General features: G+C 67.6%; 22 protein-coding genes. 2 read left to right on the top strand and 20 right to left on the bottom strand.

Going from position 1 to position 19,896, the window contains the following annotated elements; translation table 11 throughout:
- Positions 1-17 precede the first annotated feature (17 nt).
- From ACTIEY_RS11665 to ACTIEY_RS11570, 20 genes are all read right to left on the bottom strand, one after another.
- The gene (locus tag ACTIEY_RS11665) at positions 18-593 is read right to left on the bottom strand and encodes a cysteine hydrolase family protein (RefSeq protein WP_439519267.1); all 576 of its coding nucleotides are present in this window, start codon (positions 591-593) and stop codon (positions 18-20) included.
- 10 nt (positions 594-603) lie between these two features.
- Positions 604-1,080, bottom strand: a complete 477-nt coding sequence (locus ACTIEY_RS11660) for a DUF421 domain-containing protein (RefSeq protein ID WP_439519266.1) — start codon at positions 1,078-1,080, stop codon at positions 604-606.
- A 117-nt stretch (positions 1,081-1,197) separates the two neighbouring features.
- Positions 1,198-1,776, bottom strand: a complete 579-nt coding sequence (locus ACTIEY_RS11655) for an exopolysaccharide biosynthesis protein (RefSeq protein WP_439519265.1) — start codon at positions 1,774-1,776, stop codon at positions 1,198-1,200.
- A gap of 91 nt (positions 1,777-1,867) precedes the next feature.
- Positions 1,868-2,773: a carotenoid 1,2-hydratase gene (locus ACTIEY_RS11650; RefSeq protein ID WP_439519264.1), complete on the bottom strand. Its 906-nt coding sequence runs from the start codon at positions 2,771-2,773 to the stop codon at positions 1,868-1,870.
- Positions 2,731-4,281 carry a 1-hydroxycarotenoid 3,4-desaturase CrtD gene (gene crtD, locus ACTIEY_RS11645; protein ID WP_439519263.1) on the bottom strand — a complete coding sequence of 517 codons (1,551 nt, stop codon included), beginning with the start codon at positions 4,279-4,281 and terminating at the stop codon, positions 2,731-2,733. Before crtD ends, ACTIEY_RS11650 begins: the two co-directional genes overlap by 43 nt.
- The gene (locus ACTIEY_RS11640) at positions 4,274-5,077 is read right to left on the bottom strand and encodes a hypothetical protein (protein WP_439519262.1); all 804 of its coding nucleotides are present in this window, start codon (positions 5,075-5,077) and stop codon (positions 4,274-4,276) included. The genes crtD and ACTIEY_RS11640 overlap by 8 nt, the downstream gene beginning before the upstream one ends.
- The gene (ispH, locus tag ACTIEY_RS11635; RefSeq protein WP_439519261.1) at positions 5,074-6,009 is read right to left on the bottom strand and encodes a 4-hydroxy-3-methylbut-2-enyl diphosphate reductase; all 936 of its coding nucleotides are present in this window, start codon (positions 6,007-6,009) and stop codon (positions 5,074-5,076) included. The genes ACTIEY_RS11640 and ispH overlap by 4 nt, the downstream gene beginning before the upstream one ends.
- Positions 6,010-6,044: 35 nt before the next feature.
- On the bottom strand, positions 6,045-7,130 hold the full coding sequence (gene pufC / locus ACTIEY_RS11630; protein WP_439519260.1) for a photosynthetic reaction center cytochrome PufC: 1,086 nt from the start codon (positions 7,128-7,130) through the stop codon (positions 6,045-6,047).
- On the bottom strand, positions 7,130-8,107 hold the full coding sequence (gene pufM / locus ACTIEY_RS11625) for a photosynthetic reaction center subunit M (RefSeq protein ID WP_439519259.1): 978 nt from the start codon (positions 8,105-8,107) through the stop codon (positions 7,130-7,132). The genes pufC and pufM overlap by 1 nt, the downstream gene beginning before the upstream one ends.
- A 10-nt stretch (positions 8,108-8,117) precedes the next feature.
- Positions 8,118-8,942, bottom strand: a complete 825-nt coding sequence (gene pufL, locus ACTIEY_RS11620; protein WP_439519258.1) for a photosynthetic reaction center subunit L — start codon at positions 8,940-8,942, stop codon at positions 8,118-8,120.
- Between the two features lie 116 nt (positions 8,943-9,058).
- Positions 9,059-9,265 carry a light-harvesting antenna LH1, alpha subunit gene (gene pufA, locus ACTIEY_RS11615; protein ID WP_439519257.1) on the bottom strand — a complete coding sequence of 69 codons (207 nt, stop codon included), beginning with the start codon at positions 9,263-9,265 and terminating at the stop codon, positions 9,059-9,061.
- A 13-nt stretch (positions 9,266-9,278) separates the two neighbouring features.
- Positions 9,279-9,503, bottom strand: coding sequence for a hypothetical protein (locus ACTIEY_RS11610; protein ID WP_439519256.1), 225 nt, complete (start codon positions 9,501-9,503; stop codon positions 9,279-9,281).
- A 32-nt stretch (positions 9,504-9,535) separates the two neighbouring features.
- Complete coding sequence (gene pufB / locus ACTIEY_RS11605) at positions 9,536-9,679, bottom strand: light-harvesting antenna LH1, beta subunit (protein ID WP_439519255.1); 144 nt, start codon at positions 9,677-9,679, stop codon at positions 9,536-9,538.
- A 142-nt stretch (positions 9,680-9,821) separates the two neighbouring features.
- Positions 9,822-11,303 (bottom strand): chlorophyllide a reductase subunit Z, encoded by a 1,482-nt coding sequence (gene bchZ / locus ACTIEY_RS11600; protein WP_439519254.1) that lies wholly within the window; start codon positions 11,301-11,303, stop codon positions 9,822-9,824.
- Between the two features lie 97 nt (positions 11,304-11,400).
- Complete coding sequence (gene bchY / locus ACTIEY_RS11595) at positions 11,401-12,945, bottom strand: chlorophyllide a reductase subunit Y (protein WP_439519253.1); 1,545 nt, start codon at positions 12,943-12,945, stop codon at positions 11,401-11,403.
- Positions 12,946-12,950: 5 nt separating this feature from the next.
- Entirely contained in the window at positions 12,951-13,958 is a 1,008-nt protein-coding gene (locus ACTIEY_RS11590; protein WP_439519252.1) for a chlorophyllide a reductase iron protein subunit X, read from the bottom strand.
- Positions 13,958-14,905, bottom strand: coding sequence for a chlorophyll synthesis pathway protein BchC (bchC, locus tag ACTIEY_RS11585; protein ID WP_439519251.1), 948 nt, complete (start codon positions 14,903-14,905; stop codon positions 13,958-13,960). The genes ACTIEY_RS11590 and bchC overlap by 1 nt, the downstream gene beginning before the upstream one ends.
- A 32-nt stretch (positions 14,906-14,937) precedes the next feature.
- A complete protein-coding gene (locus tag ACTIEY_RS11580) occupies positions 14,938-16,134 on the bottom strand; it encodes a methyltransferase (RefSeq protein ID WP_439519250.1) in 1,197 nt (398 codons plus the stop codon).
- A 3-nt stretch (positions 16,135-16,137) separates the two neighbouring features.
- Positions 16,138-17,082, bottom strand: a complete 945-nt coding sequence (locus tag ACTIEY_RS11575) for a polyprenyl synthetase family protein (protein ID WP_439519249.1) — start codon at positions 17,080-17,082, stop codon at positions 16,138-16,140.
- Positions 17,083-17,175: 93 nt separating this feature from the next.
- On the bottom strand, positions 17,176-18,441 hold the full coding sequence (locus tag ACTIEY_RS11570) for a Coenzyme F420 hydrogenase/dehydrogenase, beta subunit C-terminal domain (RefSeq protein ID WP_439519248.1): 1,266 nt from the start codon (positions 18,439-18,441) through the stop codon (positions 17,176-17,178).
- A 110-nt stretch (positions 18,442-18,551) separates the two neighbouring features.
- Between ACTIEY_RS11570 and ccmA the strand changes: the two genes are divergently transcribed.
- Both ccmA and ccmB read left to right on the top strand, forming a co-directional pair.
- The gene (gene ccmA, locus ACTIEY_RS11565) at positions 18,552-19,175 is read left to right on the top strand and encodes a cytochrome c biogenesis heme-transporting ATPase CcmA (RefSeq protein ID WP_439519247.1); all 624 of its coding nucleotides are present in this window, start codon (positions 18,552-18,554) and stop codon (positions 19,173-19,175) included.
- Complete coding sequence (gene ccmB / locus ACTIEY_RS11560) at positions 19,172-19,891, top strand: heme exporter protein CcmB (RefSeq protein ID WP_439519246.1); 720 nt, start codon at positions 19,172-19,174, stop codon at positions 19,889-19,891. Before ccmA ends, ccmB begins: the two co-directional genes overlap by 4 nt.
- Positions 19,892-19,896 lie beyond the last annotated feature (5 nt).

The raw sequence follows: 19,896 nt of genomic DNA, 5'->3' as shown, positions 1-19,896 counted from the left end.
CTCGCATTCGCGAACGGTCACTCCTTTTTGAGCCAGCGAGCTTTCCGCCATGGGCGGGTCTCGCATTTGAGAATATCGGCCATGTACGCGAGCGCCCTTGATTTCTTATCCGGCGTTTCGGCTGCGGTGCAGTCCTCGGGCGCGTGAACATCCAGGCCCCGGAGAAATGCATCGGCAGCGGTGAGCTGTATGCAGATATCGGTCGCGAGCCCCGCGATGATCAGTGATCGGGCGCCGATCTGGCTCAGAAGAATGTCTAGCGGCGTGCCGTAAAAGGCCGAGTGCATGGGTTTGAGAACAGCCAGGTCGCCGGATTTCGGGCGTATCAGTCGCGTCATGGTGGCGGTGGGGCTCCTTCCCTTGCCCAGTTCCTTCACCATGCTTTTGAAGTCGGATTCCCAACGCCCAAAGTTGTCGTTGGCAAATATGACCGGGATCTGATGCGCGCGGGCGGCATCTGCAAGTTCCCGGGCGCTCGCTGCGGCCTCCAGCGCGGGCCCGGCCAGTTGCGCAGCTTCAGGAAAATTCAAGGGATTGATGAAGTCCACCAACAGCAACGCGCGGCGGCTCTTCGGCAAGCTGGTTTTTATCAAGATCGTCTTTCTAGCCCTCTTTGCTTGATGAGGTTTTCAAGATGCTGGTGACGCCATCTGCTTCCAGAAAGGCGAATTTCATGTCTTTCAGGTCGCAGTCGGCTTCTCTCAAGGCTCGCTCCAGATCCACGACGGGTACATGCTCTCGTTTGAGCACCTCTTTGAAAATCTTCCCATCGCGACCGATCAGGACCGCTTCGCCCTCGGTCATGGTCTGCACCCAGGCACTTCGGCTGGCTGCTGCGGCAACGCACACATTGAGTCCAATCAGCGTGGAGACGGACAGCAGGCTTCCGGTGATTGAAGTGTCGTCGCCCTTGAGAGCGGCGCCCGCCGCTTCGGCCAGCAAGAGGACTACCAAAAGATCAAAGGGGGTAAATTGCCCGACCGTGCGCTTGCCGGATAGCCGCATCATTACCACCAGGGCTACATAGATGAACAGGGCACGAAGCGGCAGTTCCCACCAGGGGACGGACAAACTCCACATCCAGACGACTCCTCAACCGGCACCGCCGGTTCCTGAGCCGTCGGGGGCAATCGGCGCTCCTGTGGGCTCGCTTTCAAAAAGAGAAGTCGGAAGAGAAGTGAAATCGCCTGCCGCTCTTCAGCCGTTGGTGGCCACCTGCCAGAACAGCATGGGCAACACCGACAGCAGCAGCAGCGAGACCAGAACCACCGCGCCATCCCTCGTCAACAGCCCTGCGGCAAAGAGCGCAATGATGGCCGAGGCGATGGAGCCCGAGGTCGGTATGAGCTCCATGAACGGCATGAACATGGAGAGCAACAGGATCAGGCAGAGAGGCACATACAGCCAGGGCCGATGTACCAGGAAGGTCAGGCGGCTTTTCAAACCGCGCTCGACGAAAGCGACGGGCTTGCGCAGCCACCCAGTGCCCTTGCGCAATGCCGCGCTGGAGATGCACCGGCGGCGGACGAACGAAGGCAGCCACACGTATTTCCGTCCAAGGATCATCTGGCCCACCAGCAGGAACACGATGACCGCCACCCCGGCCGTGACACCGGGAACGGCGCTGGCGGGAGAGACCGCGATCAGTGGGAAGATCAACAGCAAGGACGCAAAGGACCGCTCGCCCAGCGCCTCCAGGATCTGCTCCACGCTTACCGAGTCGCCGTCGATGGAGCGATCGAGTTGGTCGAGGACTTCGCTCAGGACGTGGCTCATCGGGCGCAGGAGAAGGAACGCATCTCCTAACGTTGCCATGAAAACGGCTCAATGCATGTCAGACGCTGCCCACACCTGTGTCAGCACACGCCTACCCCCGCCTCGGCATCCTCCAAGGCAGCATCGCCTGCACCACCGGCGACACCAGCCTGGGCACGTGCAGCGTCTCGTGAAAGCTCGTCACCGTCTCGCCCATCAGCCGGCTGGACAGCATGGACCGTTGGTAGAACGGCGTGTCTTCCAGTTGCTGGATCACCTGCACAGGCGCCTCGCTGCACATGCGCCGCGCCAGTCGCCAGGCGGTGCGCGGGAGTTCGTGGCGCGGTGGGGCTTCGAACGGTGTCACGCTGCCGTGGCGGCCGAAACGCAGGGCGAGCAGGCGGCCGTTGGCGCGGCCGGGTTCCACGTCGTAGAGCACGGCGGTGCTGCCGTCTTTCATGGCGCTGCGTGACCAGTCCCATTCGGTGAAGCCGCGTTCGATGGGTTCGTCGCCTTCGTTGCTGTCCAGGTAGGCGTGACCGCGCCAGCGCTGCGCGGGGTGGCGCAGGTCCACCTCCACGCGCGAGCGGGGCGCCAGCGGCCCCCAGCGGTGGCGGCCGGCAGCGTCCAGCGGGGTGCTGAAGTTGAAGAGCTGTTGCGGGTGCAGCGTCACCGTGCCGCGAATGCGGCGAGGCAGGGGCACGCCGACTTCGTCGATCTCGATGCAGAGCGACTGGCCGTTCCAGTGGAGCTGGCTGGGGCCGATGACGAAGCGGGTGCGGTCGCGGTGGTTGTGGGCGGCGCCGCGCTCGGTCATGCTCCAGCGCCTTGCCTGGCGGCTGTAGAGCGCGACGTTGAGTGCGCAGAAGTGATCGGGGTTGGTGGGGTTGCCGCGCCTTCGCGCCCACGCGTAGTAGGGCGAGAACACGCTGCCCACGAAGGCGATGATGGACAGGCCGTGCTGGCCGTCGTCGCTCAGGGCGTCGATGTACCACCAGAGGTAGCCACCGGAGGGCACCACCTGGTCAAAGCGGGGCTCGCCATCAGCGCCTCGGCCGCCCGCAGGCCCGAGAGGGCCGCCATGGGAACCCCCGGACCCGGGTGCACGCTCCCCCCCGCCAGGAAAAGTCCCGCCACCGGCGTGCTGGCGCCAGGTCGCGAGAAAGCCGCCGTCCAGCCGTGGGTGGCCTGGCCGTACAGCGCTCCCCCCGTGGCCGGGAACAGCCGATGGAAATCCGCCGGTGTGGTGCGGATGGCCTGCCGCTGCGGATTCGAGGCGGTGATGTCCAGGCCACAGCGGCGCAGCAGGGAAAAGCTGGTGGTTTCGCATTGTTCGATGGCCTCCGGGGTGAGCTCCTGCGAGTGGGGGGTGTCGCCGGCAGCGGGTGCGTTCACCAGGCAGAGCAGGCGTTCGCTGCCCACGCGCACCGGCTCGCCCGCGCCCCGGTCCTGAGCGCACACGTACACCGTGGGCGATTGCGGCAGGCGGCCGCGCTGGAAGATGTCGGTGAACTCGCTGGCGTAGTCGGCGCGGAAGAACACGTTGTGCCGGTCCAGTGCCAGGCCTCGCGTGGGCGCGTGGATGGACCAGGTGATGGCCGAGAGCGAGCGCGGTGGCGCGCGGCGTGGCACGGCGCGGCGCGCGCCATCGCCCAGCAGGCCCTGGCGCAGCGCGGCGGCGTCGCCGTTGAAGATGACGCTGCCGGCTTGCAGCGTTTCGCCGCTGGCCAGCGTCACGCCGCGCACACAGCCGGCGTGCACATCGATGCGTGCGCAGGCGCTGCGGTAGCGGAAGGTGGCACCGCGCTCGCGCGCCAGCCGCTCCAGGCAGCGCGCCAGGGCGTGCATGCCGCCGTCGATGCTCCACACGCCGTCCAGCTCCACCTGCGCGATCAGCATCAACGTGGCCGGTGCCTGCCACGGCGACGAGCCGGTGTAGGTGGCGTAGCGCGCAAACAGCTGGCGCAGGCGCGGGTCGGTGAAGTGGCGGCCCAGGCTGCGCCACAGGCTGTTGAGCGGGCCAATCGATGCCAGCACGCCCATGCCCCGCAGGCCCAACCCCATGGAAAGGCCTGTCATGCTGGGCGCAGCGGCGCGCATGTAGGGGCGCTCCAGCGTGCGGTAGAGCGCTTGTGCCTGCGCACAGAAGCCCTGGAAGCGACGAGCCTCTGCGGAGCCGGCGAAGTTCGCCACGGCGTCCACCGAGCGCGCCGGGTCGGCAGACAGGTCCAGCGTGCCGCCGTCTTCCCACCAGTGCCTGGCCAGTACCGGCAGCTGGCGGATGCGCAGCTCGGCTTCGAGGCTGGTGCCCACCGAAGCCAGCAGTTCGTCGAACACCCAGCGCAGCGTGAACACGGTGGGGCCGCTGTCGATGGGCGCGCCGTCCACCACCAGTTGGCGCAGCTTGCCGCCCGGGCCATCGGCGGCTTCCACCACGGTGACGTCCAGCCCCTGGTGGGCCAGGCGCAAGGCGCTCACCAGCCCGCCGATGCCGGCGCCCACCACGATGGCCTGGTGTTCAGCCATGCACGCGCTGCTCCGTGCGGTCGGGAGGCGGTGGATCCTCGGCCACCTCGGGCGGCGCCATGGGTGCGGGCCAGTGGCCGTGGTGCGCCAGCAGGCGCATGCGCACGAAGAGCGATTCGGAAAAGTAGCCATGCCGGTAGGCCGCTTCGATGGCCTGCTGGTGCGCACCCTGGTGCGCATAGGCCAGCATGGACGGCGTGTCCTTCCAGAGGCTGAAGGTGCACTGGCGCACCAGCGGCGCTTCCCCTAGGCCCATGGCCAGGGTGCAACCGGGCGCGGTGTGCAGCGCGTTCTGCGCGGCCGGTGCGTTGCGCCAGAAGGCCATGGCCTTGGCGGGGCGGATGCTGGCGCGCGTGAGGGCGGCCAGCGGGCGCGGCGATTCCTCGTCGTTCGCCGCGCGCACCCAGGTGCCCAGCTGCGTGCCGGGCGTGGCGCCCCAGGCCTGGCCGTCCCACTGGCCGCGTGCCGACAGCACCTCCAGCATGCCGCTCCAGAAATCGCCGGCGCGCTGGTGCATGGCTTTCACGTGCGCCCCGTTGAGGAACGCGTGGGCCTGCTCGGCATGGGCGAACATGGCAATCAGGCCCTGGTGGCTGGCGCTCGGGCGCAGCCCGAAGCCACCGCCGTGCCCGCTGCCCATCACCTTGGCAAAGCACAGGCCGGGTGTGTCTTTCAATGCAGACGGTCCCTGCACCATGCGCATCCAGCCCCAGGCCTGGTGTTCGCGAAGGTAGTTGACCAGCACCACCACCACCACGCCCGAGAGCGTGATGACGTCGGGTGGGGTGTCTGTCATGGCAAGGCCAACTCGGCGGGCAGCCGGAAGCTCACTTCTTCGCGCACGCCCGGCAGTTGCACCACCGGCGTGAGGGGATCGGGGTGCAGCGCAGCCAGCGCGGCCACCACGCGCTGCACCAGCAGTTCGGGCGTGGAGGCGCCCGACGTGACGCCCACGCGCGGCGCACCGCGCAGCCAGGCGGGGTCGATCTCGTGCTCGTCCTGCACCAGGCGGGCCGGCACGCCCGAACGCTCGGCCACTTCGCGCAGGCGGTTCGAGTTGGAGCTGTTGCGCGCGCCGACCACCAGCACCAGGTCGACCCGCGCGGCCAGTGCGCGCACCGCCACCTGCCGGTTCTGCGTGGCGTAGCAGATGCCATCCACCTCGGGCCCGACGATGCCGGGAAAACGCGCGTGCAGCGCGGCGATGATCTCGCGCGTGTCGTCCAGGCTCAGCGTGGTCTGGGTCACGTAGGCCACGGGTGCGTCGCCGGGCAGGTCCAGGGTGTCCACGTCGGCCGTGTGGCTCACCAGGTGCACCGGCGCATCCACCTGGCCCACGGTCCCCACCACTTCCTCGTGCCCCGCGTGGCCGATCATCAGCAGCGTGCGGCCCTGGCGCACAAAGCGCTGCGCCTGCTGGTGCACCTTGCTCACCAGCGGGCAGGTGGCGTCGATGGCGTGCAGGCCGCGGGCCTTTGCGTGCGCCACCACCTGCCGCGAAACGCCGTGGGCGCTGAACACCACCACGGCGTTGGCGGGCACGTCGTCGAGTGCGTCCACGAACACCGCGCCGCGCGTGCGCAGGTCGTCCACCACCCACTGGTTGTGAACGATCTCGTGGAACACGTGCACCGGCGCGCCATGAATGGCGAGCGCGCGGTCGACGATGTCGATCGCGCGCGTAACCCCGGCACAGAAGCCGCGCGGCTGGGCCAGGATCACTTGCATGGTGTTCGCCGGCAGGCCGCGGATTGAAGGGTTCCTTACTGCGACGGGCCCGGCGCCGTGGCGGGTGCCGGTGCCGCTACCGGCGCGGGCGCCGTGTACGGCCGGAAAGCCGCCAGCTCGGGGTGATCCTTGAGCATGGGCACGCCAGCCAGCGGCTTGTTCACGCCCTGGTGGCAGGTGGCGCAGTTGGCCTTGGCCACATCGCCCAGCTCGCCCTTGCGGTTGGCCGGGAACACGGTGGCCAGCGGCTCCATGTAGGCCAGGTTCAGGTCACGCGTCATCTGGATGCCATGCCACGCGGTCACGCGCTGCGGCGGTGTGCCTTCCCACTTGTTGAAGTTCTGCGTGTTGTGGCAGAAGGTGCAGTTCTGTCCCAGCGCGCTCGACATGTGCGTCATGAGCGCGTAGGTCTTCTCGGTCTGCTGGATGCTCGCGCCCGGCCCCGTGGGCAGGGCGGTGGTGCCGCCCACGCGAATGGCCTGCGGTGTGCCGGCCAGGTAGCCACTGAGCGGGTCGTAAGGCAGCGACCCGAGCTTGACGTCCACGGTGGGGGAGTTCTGCCCCGCCTTGTCGCCCATGAAGTTCGAGCCGTACGGTTGCGCATCGGCGGTGAACCACACGTTTTTCGGCACAGGCAGGCCGCGGTGGCAGGTGTAGCAGGTCACGCCGGTTTCGGCCACGTGGGCTTTCCAGTCCGTGTTGATGTGCTGCGTCATCTGAATCATGCGGCGCGCCACCACCTTGGTGTAGATGCCGTCGTCGGCCAGGTTGGCCGGGTTGTGGCAGTAGTTGCAGCCCTGTTCGGGCGACACCCAGGCCGTCATGTTGACCATGAGCCGCGTGAACTCGCCCACGCTCAGGTCGCCGAGCACCTTCACGTTCTGGTAGACCTGCCCGGCCTTGGGGCCGTCGGGGCTGGCCGGCGGGATCGACACCGGAATCTGGTTGGCCGCCGCCACGTCGCCCTGCAGGCGCGGGTTGACGATCTGGACCATGCCGGTGCCGCGGTAGCCCTGCTGCGTCGTTTCCATGGGCGGGCGCTCGCAGGCGGCCAGCAGCACGAGCGAACCGAGCGCGATCAGGCGCAGCCAGGGGCGTGTGGTTGAGGTGGTGTGGTTCATCACTTGGCTCCTGGGGTGAGCGCCGGATCCATCACGGCGGGGAACACGTCGGGGTAGGGCGGTGCCACGCCATGCTTGATGGCCCAGAGGTACCAGTTGTCGACCACCGTGCCCGTGAGCAGGATGCCGATGCCGCCCACCAGCGGGCACAGCACGGCGAACCACCAGGCCCAGCGGTGGATGGATTCCATGGTGGCGTTGAACCCCATGGTCCAGCGCCAGAACAGCGCGGCGCGTTCGCTGGCCGTGCCACGGTCCACGATCTGCTCGATCTCGCGTTCACCACCGAAGCGGCTCACGGCGAGGATGGTGGCCCCGTGCATGGCGAACAGCAGCGTGGCGCCGTACAGGAACGCGATGGAGAGCGCGTGGAACGGGTTGTAGAACAGGTTGCCGTAGCGCAGCGAGAAGGCGGCCGTCCAGTCCAGGTGGGGGAAGATGCCGAAGGGCACGGCCTCGCTCCACGAACCCATGAGCACCGGGCGGATCACGCCGAGCACCAGCATGAGCCAGATGGCGGCGGCAAACGCCCAGGCCACGTGCGTGCCCATGCCGAGCACCCGCGCCCGGCGGTAGGTGCGCGCCCACCACAGCAACACGGAGATGGTGAGGAACAGGCCGGCGATCTGCCACCAGCCACCCTGGTTGAGCGGCGCCAGGCCCAGGCCGTGCTGCGGTCCGGGTGGCTCCAGCGCCAGCCAGAAGAGCTGCCGCATGAACTGCACCGGGTCGTAGTTGACCGAGGCCAGCATGTTCAGGCCCATGATGTTGATCGACAGGATGCCGAAGATCAGCGAGGCCAGGCCAAGCCCGCCCAGGTAGATCGGGCCGATCTGCGCGTTGCCCAGCCGGCCGAGCCAGTGCCAGGAAGCGGGGACCTTGCCGGTGCGCGGGCTGTCGCCGTGGGGAAGGGGCACGCCGTGGTGCAGCGGGCCGACGGCCTGGACGGTGGTGAAGAGGTTCTGGTATTGCGACATGGTGTTCTCCTCAGCTCCAGATGGGCATGTTCAGCCACCAGCCCCACCATTCGGGCCAGCCACGGCTCCAGAACGGTCCGCTGATCACGATGCACAGGGCACTGAACAGCACGGCGGCCAGCGCCAGGAACAGGCCCAGGCGGTGGATGCCCAGGGTGCCGATCGAGTAGCCGATGGTGTCGCGGAAGAAGGTGTCTTCGTGTTCGGGTGTCTTCACCGTTTCGCCTGCCTTCGGGTTGGTGGCCGAGAGGATCAGCGAGCCGTGCAGCGAGAGCGCGAAAGTGGTGGCGAAGAAGAAACTCACCGCGATCATGTGCGCGGGGTTGTAGTGGAAGTGCAGGTACTGGTAGCCCACGTTGGACACCCAGTCGAGGTGGCTGAAGATGCCGTAGGGAAAGCCGTGTCCCCAGGCGCCCAGCAGCACGGGCCGGATCACGACCAGCGTGACGTAGGCCAGGATGGCCACGCCGAAGGCCGCGGGCACGTGGTAGCCCATGCCGAGTTTTCGGCAGATCTCCACTTCGCGCAGCATCCAGGAGACGAACGAACCGATCGCACACACGGTGATGAGCTGCCACAGGCCGCCTTCCATCAGCGGCGCGAAGCGCAGGCCGTAGGAGAGGTCGGGGGGCGCGATGCTGATCTGCCAGAGGTTCCAGGTCGGCCCTTGCGAGGCACCCCACAGGATCATGGCGGTGCCGAGGAAGGCGAAGAAGATGGTGGTGACACCGAAGAATCCGACGTAGAACGGACCCACCCAGAAGTCGAACAGGTCGCCGCCGACCAGTGTCCCGCCCCGGACCCGGTACTTCTTTTCAAAATTGAGCATGGCCATGGATCGGCCCTCCTGTCTCAGGTGGATGAAATGCTTTTTCTACTGTCGGGAAATGGGGGGAGCAGATGCTGCGCTGGCCCATGCAAGGAACAGCATCTGCACACCTGGGGTGAAGTTCAGGACTTCACTGACAGCGTGGCGGTCGGCACAGTGGCCGGAACCGTCAACGCGGTTTTTGCTGGTGCGGCCTTGGGGCCGTCGAGCCAGTTGAACTTGTTGGTGCTGAGCAGGATGAGGTGAATCATCACGGCCACGGCGAACAGAAAAACGCCTTGCACCACCATGACCCTGACCGGGTCGAACAATCGCCAAATTCTCCACATGATGTGAATTCCTTTAAATGATGTGAGACATGAGGGTGTAGACGGCGGCATGGACGCCCGAGAAGATGCTGGCCTTGTGCTCCGCGCCTGGCAGCCAGAGTTGCCAATGCAGGCCGACCAGCTGGCCGAGCAATGCAAGCGACAACAACAGCACGAAGCAGGGAGCAAAGATCAGCACGAACGACAACTTGTCGCCTCGGCTGGATGGCTTATGAGCCTCATAAGACATATCGTTCATGGCAGTCTTCCTTTCATGACAAGGGGTCGGACTTAAAGCCAGGGCCGCCAGAACCAGACCAGGAGGTGGGCGACCACGGCGATGGCCGTGAACCCGATGAACCCCTGGATGTAGTACTGGTGGAACTCCTGAGCCTCTTCGTCCGTCAGGCCGGATATGGATGTCCGTGTTGACATGCGATGCTCCTTCTTGATAAGGCCTCTCGGCCTGCGATGCGCCCGACCCGCGCAACCTGGGCAGCCGTGGCGGAATGCCACAACGTGGGGGAGACCCGGCCTGTCGGCGCGAATCGAATGGGGTGGTTCATGGGGGAGCTGCTCATGCTGTCTCTCCCAGGCCGAGTTCTTGCCCGGCGGTGTTCACGTGGCTCTCGGTCACGGCCGCGTCGCCACTTTCGCGAGCGCGGCGTTCCGCTTCGTCGCGCAGGCGCTTGGCCGCCGAGATCTGCACCAGCACCGGCTGGTTGGACACCAGTGCGTGCAGCCGGGCCTGGGCCTGGTCGTTCCAGGGTGTGGAGAGACCCGCCACTTCGCCGCGTGCGAGCGTGGGGTCGACCTTGTCCATGTCGGTGCCCAGTGGAAGGATGTGGAACAGCGCATCGAACAGCGCGTTGCACACCTCCTGGATGAGGTAGGTGGCGCCGCTGTAGCCCATGAACGGGGTGCCGGTGTGGCGGCGGATGATGGCGCCGGGGAACGAGGCCGGAATGAAGGCTGCGCGCATCGGGCCGCTGGCGCCGGCTTCGGCCAGGTACATGCGTTCGTTGAAGCTGCCGAAGAGGATCAGCGGTGTTTTGGTTCGCACCAGTTCGCGCACGGCGGCGTTGTCGGTCTTGGCGCCGGCGATGCGCGGCACGGCGAAGCGGCAGGGCAGCCCCATTTCCGTTTCCAGGAAGTGCTGCAGGCCGCGCGTGTAGGTCTCGTTGGCCACCACGGCAAAGCTCGCGGTGGCGAAGAAGTCCTGTGTGACCGAGCGCCAGAGGTCCCACACCGGTTTGATGGTGGTGTGCTTCTCGCGCTGGATGAAGGGCTCAGGGTCCAGCCCTAGAAGTTCACCGAGCTTGCGCAGGAACTTGGTGGTGCTGTGCAGGCCGATGGGCGCCTGCAGGTAGGGGCGCTCGAGCGCCTCGCACAACATGCGGCCGAACTCGCGGTACATGCAGATGTTCACGTCGGCCTCGACCAGGCGCGAGACCTCCGAGAGGTGGCTGCCCAGCGGGAACACCAGGTTGATCTCGGCGCCGATGCCTTGCACCAGGCGGCGGATCTCGGCGAGGTCGCTGGCGCTGTTGAAGGTGCCGTAGCAGGGGCCGATGATGTTGACGCGCGGCTTCTCGCCGGCCGGGCGTTCGCTGAAGGGCTTGCGCTCTGGCACCTTCTTCATGCCGTATTCGCTCCAGAGCCAGAACATGGCGCGGTTGGCGCACTGCCACTGATCTTCGTCGATGGTGCGCGGCAGGAAGCGCATGAGGTTGGTGCCTTCGGGCGTCACGCCGCCACCGATCATCTCGGCAATCGACCCGGTGACCACCACGGCCGGCAGCTCGGGGTCGAGCACCGCGTGGGCGCGCTTCATGGAACCTTCGGTGCCTTCGCGGCCAAGCTGTTCTTCGGCCAGACCCGTCACCACGATGGGCAGTTCGTGCGGCGGCAGCGCGTCGGTGTAGTGCAGCACCGAAGTCACCGGCAAGTTCTCGCAACCCACGGGACCATCGATCACCACCTGCAGGCCCTTGATGGCGGTGAAGACGTACACCGCCCCCCAGTAGCCTCCTGCGCGATCGTGGTCGAGAACTAGCACTTCTGCATCTCCTTCCAGCACGCGCCGCGGAACTGGCTTTGCCAGGCCGCTGGCGTGGCCCCCTGTAGGGGGTGACGACCGAAGGTCGGCGCGGGGGTCATACGTTTTCCTCGGCTTTTCTTTTCTTCGCCTGCTTCTCGTTCTGGCGCCGGTTCTCCTTGCGGAAATCCGGGAACGGGCGTGGCACTTCTTCCCACACACCGGCTTCGTCGCCCTGGCCCACGCCGCTGAAGAAGGCCTTCATGTCGTCGAAACGGGCCTGGTTGCCCATGGCCGCATTCACCACCTGGATGAGCGAGCCCGCACCGGCCACACCCATGAGCGGGCGGGCAGAGATGAGGTTGGTGAAGTAGAGCGAAGGCACGCAGGCTTCCTTGGCCGCCTGCACCACCGGGGTGGTGCCAATGGCCAGCTGCGGCTGGTATTCGTGCAGCGCGTCGAGGTCGTTTTCCAGCGAGGCGCGGAACTGCACCTGCACACCTTTGGACTTGAGCCACTCGGCGTCGTGGGCATTCCACGGCGTGGCCGGGCAGGCCGAGCCCACGTAGCGCAGGTCGGCACCGCATTCCACCAGCAGGCGGCCCACCAGCAGCTCGGAGCCTTCGTAGCCGCTCAGCGTGATGCGGCCCTTGATCTTCTGTTGCGACAGCACGCCGCGAATGGCGCCCAGCGACTGGTTGCGCGCGGCATCGACCAGCGCTGGCGAGATGCCCATCGCCTGGCCCACGGCGCCGAGCCAGTCGTGCGTGCCGTCCACACCGACCGGTGCGGAACCGACGATCGGCCGGCCGGCGGCTTCGAACTCGCGGATGCTGGCGGTGTAGAACGGGTGGATGGCAGCGACCGCGGCGCCGTCAAGCGCTGCGTACAGCTCGCGCCATTCGCGCGTGGGGGCCACGGTGCCGACCGCGATGCCCATGGGCGCGATCATCTGGGCGATGCCCATGGGGTCGGCGGGGAACATCTCGCCCAGCAGGGTCAGCGTGGGCAGCGCCTGGCGACCCTGGCGCGGTGCCGCCACCGGGCCGGCCATGATCTCGTCGCGTGCGTAGCGCAACATGGCGCCGGTCAGCACGTCCTTGGCTTCGGCATGGGTCGGCACGCCGAAGCCCGGCACGTCGATGCCGATGATGCGCACGCCATTGATGGCCTTGGGCAGGATCTGCAGCGGCACGCCGCTGGCCGTGGGCACGCACAGGTTGATGATGACGATGGCGTCGAGCCTGGCCGGATCGGCCTGGGCGTGCACCGCGTCGCGGATGTCTTCGAACAACTTGCCGGTGACCAGCGATTCGCTGTTGAACGGCACGTAGCCCACGCTGCGGCGCGCACCGTAGAAGTGGCTGGTGAAGGTGAGGCCGTACACGCAGCAGGCCGAGCCGCTGAGGATGGTGGCGGTGCGGCGCATGCGCAGGCCCACGCGCAGCGAGCCAAAGGCCGGGCACATGCTCTGCGGCTGGTCGTGCGGGCCGCTGTTCTCGCGCTTCGGATAGTCCTTGGCGTACTGCGCCAGCACCTCGTTCTTGCCGGCCGACTTCGCGGCGGCGAGCAGGGTGTCGCCACCGGCGTGGCAGCCCATGCCATCGCCCTCGATGGCGGTGGTGGCCTTCAGCGGAACGATGGGAATGACGGGCTGGCTCATGGTGCTCAGACTTCGTCGTAGACCACTTCGAGCGTGGGACGGATGGTCTCTTTCTTGCCGCACATGTCGAACTGCGTGGCAGGCTCCAGCACCACATCGCGTCCCACCGAAGCGGCGGAGAAAAGGCCGAGCAGGCCGTCTTGAGACATGGGTTTTGGCCGCATGGGCGTGGAGGTCCCCACGTTCTCGGCCAGCTCGGCAAACAGGGGGCCCCACACGGATTCCGGGCGGCCGATGATTTCGTAGCTCGCGCTCTTGCGGCGGATGTCGTCGTCGGCCGGTATCACCGAGAGCACCGGGATGCCGACCTGCTCGGCAAAGGCCATCGCCTCGCCGGTGCCGTCGTCGCGGTTGATCACCATGCCGGCCACGCCGACGTTGCCGCCGAGCTTGCGGAAGTACTCCACGGCGCTGCAGACGTTGTTGGCCACGTAGAGCGACTGCAGGTCGTTGGAGGCGACGACGATGACCTTCTGGCACATGTCGCGCGCAATCGGCAGGCCGAAGCCGCCGCAGACCACGTCGCCCAGGAAGTCGAGCAGCACGTAGTCGAAGCCCCAGTCGTGAAAGCCCAGCTTCTCCAGCAGCTCGAAGCCGTGGATGATGCCTCGCCCGCCGCAGCCGCGACCCACTTCAGGGCCGCCGAGCTCCATGGCGTAGACGCCGTCGCGCTTGAAGCACACGTCGCCGATCTGCACCGCTTCGCCGGCCAGCTTCTTCTTTGACGAGGTCTCGATGATGGTGGGGCAGGCCCGGCCACCGAACAGCAGACTGGTGGTGTCGCTCTTCGGATCGCAGCCGATCAGCAGCACCTTCTTGCCCTGCTGGGCCATCATGTAGGAGAGGTTCGCCAGCGTGAAGCTCTTGCCGATGCCGCCCTTACCGTAGATCGCGATGATCTGCGTTTCCTTCTTCACCTCACCGGTGTGCACCGGTTCGGGCTCGATGGCGGCTTCCTGTCGCAGTGTTTCCATGAAGCGTGCCGGTTGCACGTTGACAGGCAGTGAATTCATCAGTGTCTCCAGTCCAGGACCATCTTCAAACATTGCGGGTCGCCGAAGGCGGTCGCATAAGCCGCGCTGGCGTGCGCCGGCGTTTCGGTGTGGGTGAGCAGGCCGTCCAGCGAGAGGCGGCCGGTCTGCACCAGCTCGGTGACGGCGAGCAGGTCGGCGCGCTTCCATTCGGCGGCCACGCGGATCTGTGCTTCGCGCATGAAGGCCGGCGCGTACGCAAAGGAAATGTTCTGCTTGTAGAAGCCGGCCAGCACCACCTCGCCGCCCTTGTCCAGGCGGGGGATCACGCGGTGCAGGATCTCGGCGTCGCCGCTCACGTCGTAGATGGCGCGGTAGTTCTTGCGGTCGTCTTCATCGGGGTGCACCACGCTGTAGCCTTCGGCACCTTCGCGGCGCTGCGCCTGCGTTTCCCACACCACCGGAGCGGCGGCGCCTGCGGCCACCGTGAGGCGCGCGAGCAGGCGGCCCATCACGCCGTGGCCCACGATCAGGTCGGGCGGGGTGTCGGGGGCGCGAGTGCCGCCGTAGCTCACCGTGTGGTACGCGGTGGCGGCCAGGGCCAGCAGCACCATGTCGGCGGTGGGCGCTGCGTCAAGCCGCACGGCGCGGCTGGCCTGGACCACCAGGCGCGAACCGGCGCCGCCGAAAAGGTTGTGCACGCCTTCGAAGCTGTAGGAGCCGGGCACGAACACGTGGTCGCCGACGGCCAGGCCGCAGTCGCCCTGGGTTCGAACCACGCGGCCCACCGTTTCATATCCGGGGACCAGCGGGTAGCCCATGCCGGGGAAGGGGGGCATGCTGCCGTCCCACAGCAGCCGCTCGGTGCCGGTGCTGATGCCGCTGTACGAAACTTCCACTTCGACATCGCCTTCTGCCAGGCTGCGAAGCTCCAGCGAACGCACCGACAGGTTGCATGGACTCTGGAAAACGATGGCGTCGGCTGTCATGTGATGTATTTAATGAGTGACAGTTAAAAGTGTCAATCTGAATTGACGCTATCGGCGTCAAGTGCGGGTAAACACCTAGCTTTGCGGGCCAGCAGCAGCTGTGCGTGCAGGGGTTGGCGGTTGGGCACGCGTTCGATGTGCGAAAAGCCGGCTTCGCGCATCAGGGCCATGAGCTGCTCTGGTGTGCGCAGCCGCCCCGCGCCCATGGCCAGCAGGTAGAAGTGGAAATACGGGTCGCTGGGCTGCGGCGATCCGCCTGCTTCGGCCATCGGTTCGGCCAGCAGCAGCGCGCCGCCCAGGGGCAGGGCGCCAAAGATGGCGCGCAGCACTTGGAGCACCGTGGCATCGGCGTGGTCGTGTGCCACCCGCACCAGCGTGACCAGATCTGCCCCGCGCGGCAGCGGGTCGTGGACGAAGCTGCCGCCGTGCGTGCTGATGCGCTCGGCCAGCCCCTGCCGCTGCACGTGCTGCTGTGCCAGCGCGGCCACGGGCGGCAGGTCGAAAAGTTGCAAACGCAGGGCGGGGTGCGCCTGTGCGAGCGCGCTCACCCAGCCGCCCATGCCGCCGCCCACGTCGAGCACCACGCGGTGGTCATGGAACGGGTAGGCCGCGAGCAGCTCGTCGATCACGAAACGTTGCGAACTGGCCATCAGCGCCGAGTAACGCGCGCACTGCTCCTGCGGTGCGGGCATGGCGCCTTCTTCGGTGTAGGGCCAGTAGCGGTGCATGCGCGCCTGGGCCGGGTCGCGCAGCAGGGCCAGTGGGTCGCGCAGGTCCTCGAACAGCACGGCGTTGTGTTCGATCATGTCGCGGATGCCCGCATGGGCCAGCACCGGCGCACCCAGGCTGCCCAGGCCGTAGCGCGCCTGGCCGCGGCGTTCGAGCAGGCGCAGGGCCACGGCGGAATCGAGCAGTCGCAAGAGCGAGGCGGCGGGCGTGCGCGTCAAGCGGGCGAGCTCGTCCGCCGTGCGCGGCGCTTCGAGGACGTGATCGAGCACGCGCAGCCGGACGCAGCCCAGCAGCACCTGCGTGTGCACGAAGCCGGCCATGAGCCCGAAGAGCTGGGCCGAGCGCCAGCGCACCAGCCAGCGTGTGAGCACGCTGGCGCTGGCCCAGCGGTTGAGCGCGGGGCTGGTCATCCAGCGGTCGGCGCGCGCGGCGAGGCGATCGCGCCAGGACGGCGGTGGCTCCTGGGAGAGCGGCGGTTCGGTGGCGTTCAGCGTGGCCATGGCTCAGAGGCTCGCCAGGGTGCTGACGTGGTGTTCGCGCTCGATGCGCTCGCAGGTGCTCTGCGGAATCAGGCGTTCGGACTCCTGGAGCACCAGGTGGCGCATGGCGCCGCGGCTCGGGCAGTCGGGCAGCGAGTCGACGGCGGCCTTCATGAGGCCCCGGAAATGGTCGATGGCGCCCAGCAGGCCCAGGTCGGCCGCGGCGCTGGGCCGGCCATGGGCCGCATCCTGGCCCGAAGGCTTGCCAAGTTGTTCGGCCTGCAGCATCACGTCGCGGATGTCGTCGGCGACCTGGTAGGCCTCGCCCAGGCATTCACCCAAAGCCCGCCAGCCGTCGGGATCGGCACCCGCCGCCTGCGCGCCGGCGCAGGTGGAGGCCACGAACAGCGCGCCGGTCTTGGCGCGCTGGTACTGGCCCAGGTCCACGCGGTTCTCGCATTCCCAGGCCTGGCCCGCGACGATGCCGTCGGGCGCACCGGTGCCATCGCACACGGTCTGCAGCAGCCCGGCCAGGCGCGCCGGGTGCTGCACGCCCGCGCGCGCCAGCGCCTGGTAGGCCATCACGATCAGGGCGTCACCCGTGAGCAGGGCCAGAGGTTCGCCATACACCTTGTGAACGGTGGGCTGGCCACGACGGGTGTCGGCGTCGTCGAAGCACGGCATGTCGTCGTGCACCAGCGACGCGCAGTGAAGCAGTTCGATGGCCACCGCGGCCGCGTCGGTCAGTTCGGGGGCGTCTTCCCCGCAGGCGCGCGCCACCGCCAGGCAGAGCTGCGGGCGGATGCGGGCACCGCCCGGAAACACCGCATGCCGCATTGCGGCCATCAGACGGGGTGGGGCGCTGGGACTGCAAGCCTGGGTCAGTTGACTGTCCAGTGCTTGCTGGATGCGTGACATCATGTCCATGGGCGCCTCGTCCGGTGACTTGCTGTCATCAAGATGTGACATCAAGTAGTGTCAATCTAACATGACACATCGGATTGTCAAAGGCTCTTTGGTTGTGCACTGCAACCAGAAACCCGGCCAGAGGGTCGGGGGTGATCAGGGCTTGGGAGGCACGGGTTCTCGCGCCAGCCCGTAAGGCCGCACCAGATGCACCACGTGCTCAGGCACCATGGTCTTGATGCGGGCCGGGGCTTCGCGCTGCAGGTGCAGCAGGGTCTCGATGGCTTTCATTTCCACCCGCGCCCGTGCGAATTCCAGGCCGCGCGGGCCGATGCGTGGCATCAGCCAGCCCACGATGGGGCGCAGCCAGTCCGGCATGCGGCGCAGCGGCAGGCCGCCGGCGGCCAGCTCGACGTTCTTCAGGAAGCCGCGCACCGCGCCGGCGCGCTTGCCCGCGCTGCCCGGCGCCTGCGTCACCACCTCGTCGCCCAGCAATTCCAGCAGGGCCTGGCCGCGATCGTTGCGCACCAGCAGCCACTGTTCACCCTGGCCACCCATGTAGCCCACGGTGATGTCCGAAAGCGCGTTGGTGTAGTCCACACACGTGCGGCAGGTGGTGGGGAAAAAGTCCGGCGGCAGGGTGGACAGCGGGAGCTGCAGGAAGGGAATGGTGCGCACCTCGCCGCCCTTCATGCGGATCTCCACGTGGTAGTCGGCGCGGAACTCGAGGTAGGTGATGTCCTCGGGGTGTGGCGAGATCAGAGACAGAAAATGGTGGAAGCGTTCGGTGGTGGTGTTGTCGGAGCAGGGCGTGCCGATCACGAACAGCTTTTCCAGCCCGAGATCGCGTTCCAGTTCGGGCTGGATGGCGCGCAGCGCATACACCTGGCAAGGAATGCCAATGACCGCCAGGCGCTTGAAGCCCTGGCGCAGCGCGGGTTCCACCAGCGCGATCAGCGGGGCATACCCCATGCGCATGCCGCGGCAGCGCGCCATGTCGTCGGGGTTCGTCACCAGCACCGGCATCGGCCGCCAGGCGTCGTCCGGGTGCGGCGCCATGGCAATCACCGCGTCCACCTCGCCCGCACGCAGCAGCTTCTCGGCGATGCGGGTGGTGATGCCGGTCCATTGCGCACCGGCCAGGGGCTTCGCCAGCCGCGCCTGCAGCATCTGGCGGTGCGGGCCGAAGAACAGTTCGTCGCTGCCCAATTCGCCCGGCGCTGGCAGCGCGCGGGTGCGGCCATGGATGCGCGTCTCAAGCGCCGGGTAGTCGGGCTGGATGAACTGGCAGGCCTGGCCGCAACGGCGCGGGTTGTCGGTGCGGGAGAGGCCACAGTCGGTGCAGAAGTGCCGGGCTGGCGCATCGGGCAGAGGGGGTGCGCGCCAGGTCCGGGTCGGGGTTTCTGCGTTTGTGTCAATCATCGACCGATGATATAAGTGTCACATTAAGTTGACAACGACATTCGAGACGAGCCGGTGAACACCCCTACCAACCGCGACAGCCATCTGCTGCGCATCGACGGGATGGCGAGATGAGCGCCGGCCTGGCGCTGGACCGGGTGGCCTGCGTGCGCGGTGGGCGCACCTTGTTCAGCGGTCTCAACGTGCAGCTCGGCGCCGGCCAGCTGCTGCGGGTGGCCGGGGCCAATGGCGCCGGCAAGACCAGCCTGCTGCGCCTGATGTGCGGGCTGCTGCTCCCGACCGAGGGCGAAGTGCGGTGGCGCGGCCAGTCGCTGGCGGCGCAGCGCGAGAGCTGGGGCCGCGACCTGGTTTATCTGGGGCATGCCGCCGCGCTCAAGGACGACCTGTCCCCACTGGACAACCTGCAGACCGCCTGCACCCTGGGCGGGCAGGACGTGACGCGCGCCGAGGCAAGGCAGGCCCTGGCCGATGCCGGCCTGCGCGGATTCGAGCGCACACCGGTGCGCCACCTCTCGCAGGGCCAGCGCAGGCGCTGTGGTCTGGCGCGGCTGGTGCTGGCGCGCGCGGCGCCGCTCTGGGTGCTGGACGAACCCTTCAACGCGCTCGATACCGCCGCCACCGCCTGGCTCGAAGGCCTGGTGCGCGCGCAGTTGCGTCGCGGTGGCTCGGTGGTGCTCACCAGCCACCAGGGCGTCGCGCTGGACGACGTGGCGCACCAGGAGCTGGCGCTGTGAACACCGCTGTGGTCGCCACCCCTTCGGCGCCGGCGACCGCGCCCGGCTGGCTGGCCGGCCTGCGCTGCATCTTCCTGCGCGACCTGCGCATCGCCGCGCGCCGGCGCACCGACGCGCTCGGCGCCCTGCTGTTCTTCGTGATGGTGGTGAGCCTGTTCCCCCTGGGTGTGGGCCCCGAGCCTGCGCTGCTGCGCACCATGGCACCCGGCGTCGTGTGGGTGGCGGCGCTACTGGCCTGCACGCTGCCGCTGGCGCGCCTGTTTGCCGACGACCACCAGGACGGCACGCTCGAACAACTGCTGATCGGCGCTCACCCCTTGCCCCTGCTGGTGCTGGGCAAGGTGGCCGCGCACTGGTGCAGCTCGGTGCTGCCGCTGGTGCTGGTCTCGCCGCTGCTCGCCATTCAGTTCGACCTCTCGGCCTCGGCCACCGGCGTGCTGGTGCTCTCGCTGTTGCTCGGCACGCCGGTGCTGAGCCTGGTGGGCGCCATTGGCGCGGCTCTCACGCTTGGCTTGCGCGGTGCGGGCGTGCTCATGTCATTGCTGGTGCTGCCGCTGCTCATGCCGGTGCTGATCTTCGGCGCGGGCGCGGTGCAGGCGCACAGCGCGGGGCTGGACGTGGGCGGCCATTTCTCCTTGCTCGGCGCCATGCTGCTGCTCTCGCTGCTGGCCGCGCCACTGGTGACCAGCGCGGCCTTGCGCATTTCGATGGAGTGAACACA

This window comes from Hydrogenophaga sp., from assembly GCF_051858985.1.
Classification (GTDB): Bacteria; Pseudomonadota; Gammaproteobacteria; order Burkholderiales; family Burkholderiaceae_C; genus Hydrogenophaga.
This window is presented reverse-complemented; position numbering and strand designations above follow the sequence as displayed.

What these genes read in the sequence shown, in the direction of transcription:
- pufC (WP_439519260.1), bottom strand. Translation starts at nt 7,130, where the DNA reads ATGAACCACACCACCTCAACCACACGCCCCTGGCTGCGCCTGATCGCG.
- ACTIEY_RS11660 (WP_439519266.1), bottom strand. Translation starts at nt 1,080, where the DNA reads ATGTGGAGTTTGTCCGTCCCCTGGTGGGAACTGCCGCTTCGTGCCCTG.
- pufL (WP_439519258.1), bottom strand. Translation starts at nt 8,942, where the DNA reads ATGGCCATGCTCAATTTTGAAAAGAAGTACCGGGTCCGGGGCGGGACA.
- ACTIEY_RS11655 (WP_439519265.1), bottom strand. Translation starts at nt 1,776, where the DNA reads ATGAGCCACGTCCTGAGCGAAGTCCTCGACCAACTCGATCGCTCCATC.
- ispH (WP_439519261.1), bottom strand. Translation starts at nt 6,009, where the DNA reads ATGCAAGTGATCCTGGCCCAGCCGCGCGGCTTCTGTGCCGGGGTTACG.
- bchC (WP_439519251.1), bottom strand. Translation starts at nt 14,905, where the DNA reads ATGACAGCCGACGCCATCGTTTTCCAGAGTCCATGCAACCTGTCGGTG.
- ACTIEY_RS11590 (WP_439519252.1), bottom strand. Translation starts at nt 13,958, where the DNA reads ATGAATTCACTGCCTGTCAACGTGCAACCGGCACGCTTCATGGAAACA.
- ACTIEY_RS11575 (WP_439519249.1), bottom strand. Translation starts at nt 17,082, where the DNA reads ATGTCACATCTTGATGACAGCAAGTCACCGGACGAGGCGCCCATGGAC.
- ACTIEY_RS11610 (WP_439519256.1), bottom strand. Translation starts at nt 9,503, where the DNA reads ATGAACGATATGTCTTATGAGGCTCATAAGCCATCCAGCCGAGGCGAC.
- pufB (WP_439519255.1), bottom strand. Translation starts at nt 9,679, where the DNA reads ATGTCAACACGGACATCCATATCCGGCCTGACGGACGAAGAGGCTCAG.
- ccmA (WP_439519247.1), top strand. Translation starts at nt 18,552, where the DNA reads ATGAGCGCCGGCCTGGCGCTGGACCGGGTGGCCTGCGTGCGCGGTGGG.
- ACTIEY_RS11570 (WP_439519248.1), bottom strand. Translation starts at nt 18,441, where the DNA reads ATGATTGACACAAACGCAGAAACCCCGACCCGGACCTGGCGCGCACCC.
- ACTIEY_RS11640 (WP_439519262.1), bottom strand. Translation starts at nt 5,077, where the DNA reads ATGACAGACACCCCACCCGACGTCATCACGCTCTCGGGCGTGGTGGTG.
- pufM (WP_439519259.1), bottom strand. Translation starts at nt 8,107, where the DNA reads ATGTCGCAATACCAGAACCTCTTCACCACCGTCCAGGCCGTCGGCCCG.
- pufA (WP_439519257.1), bottom strand. Translation starts at nt 9,265, where the DNA reads ATGTGGAGAATTTGGCGATTGTTCGACCCGGTCAGGGTCATGGTGGTG.
- bchY (WP_439519253.1), bottom strand. Translation starts at nt 12,945, where the DNA reads ATGAGCCAGCCCGTCATTCCCATCGTTCCGCTGAAGGCCACCACCGCC.
- crtD (WP_439519263.1), bottom strand. Translation starts at nt 4,281, where the DNA reads ATGGCTGAACACCAGGCCATCGTGGTGGGCGCCGGCATCGGCGGGCTG.
- ACTIEY_RS11580 (WP_439519250.1), bottom strand. Translation starts at nt 16,134, where the DNA reads ATGGCCACGCTGAACGCCACCGAACCGCCGCTCTCCCAGGAGCCACCG.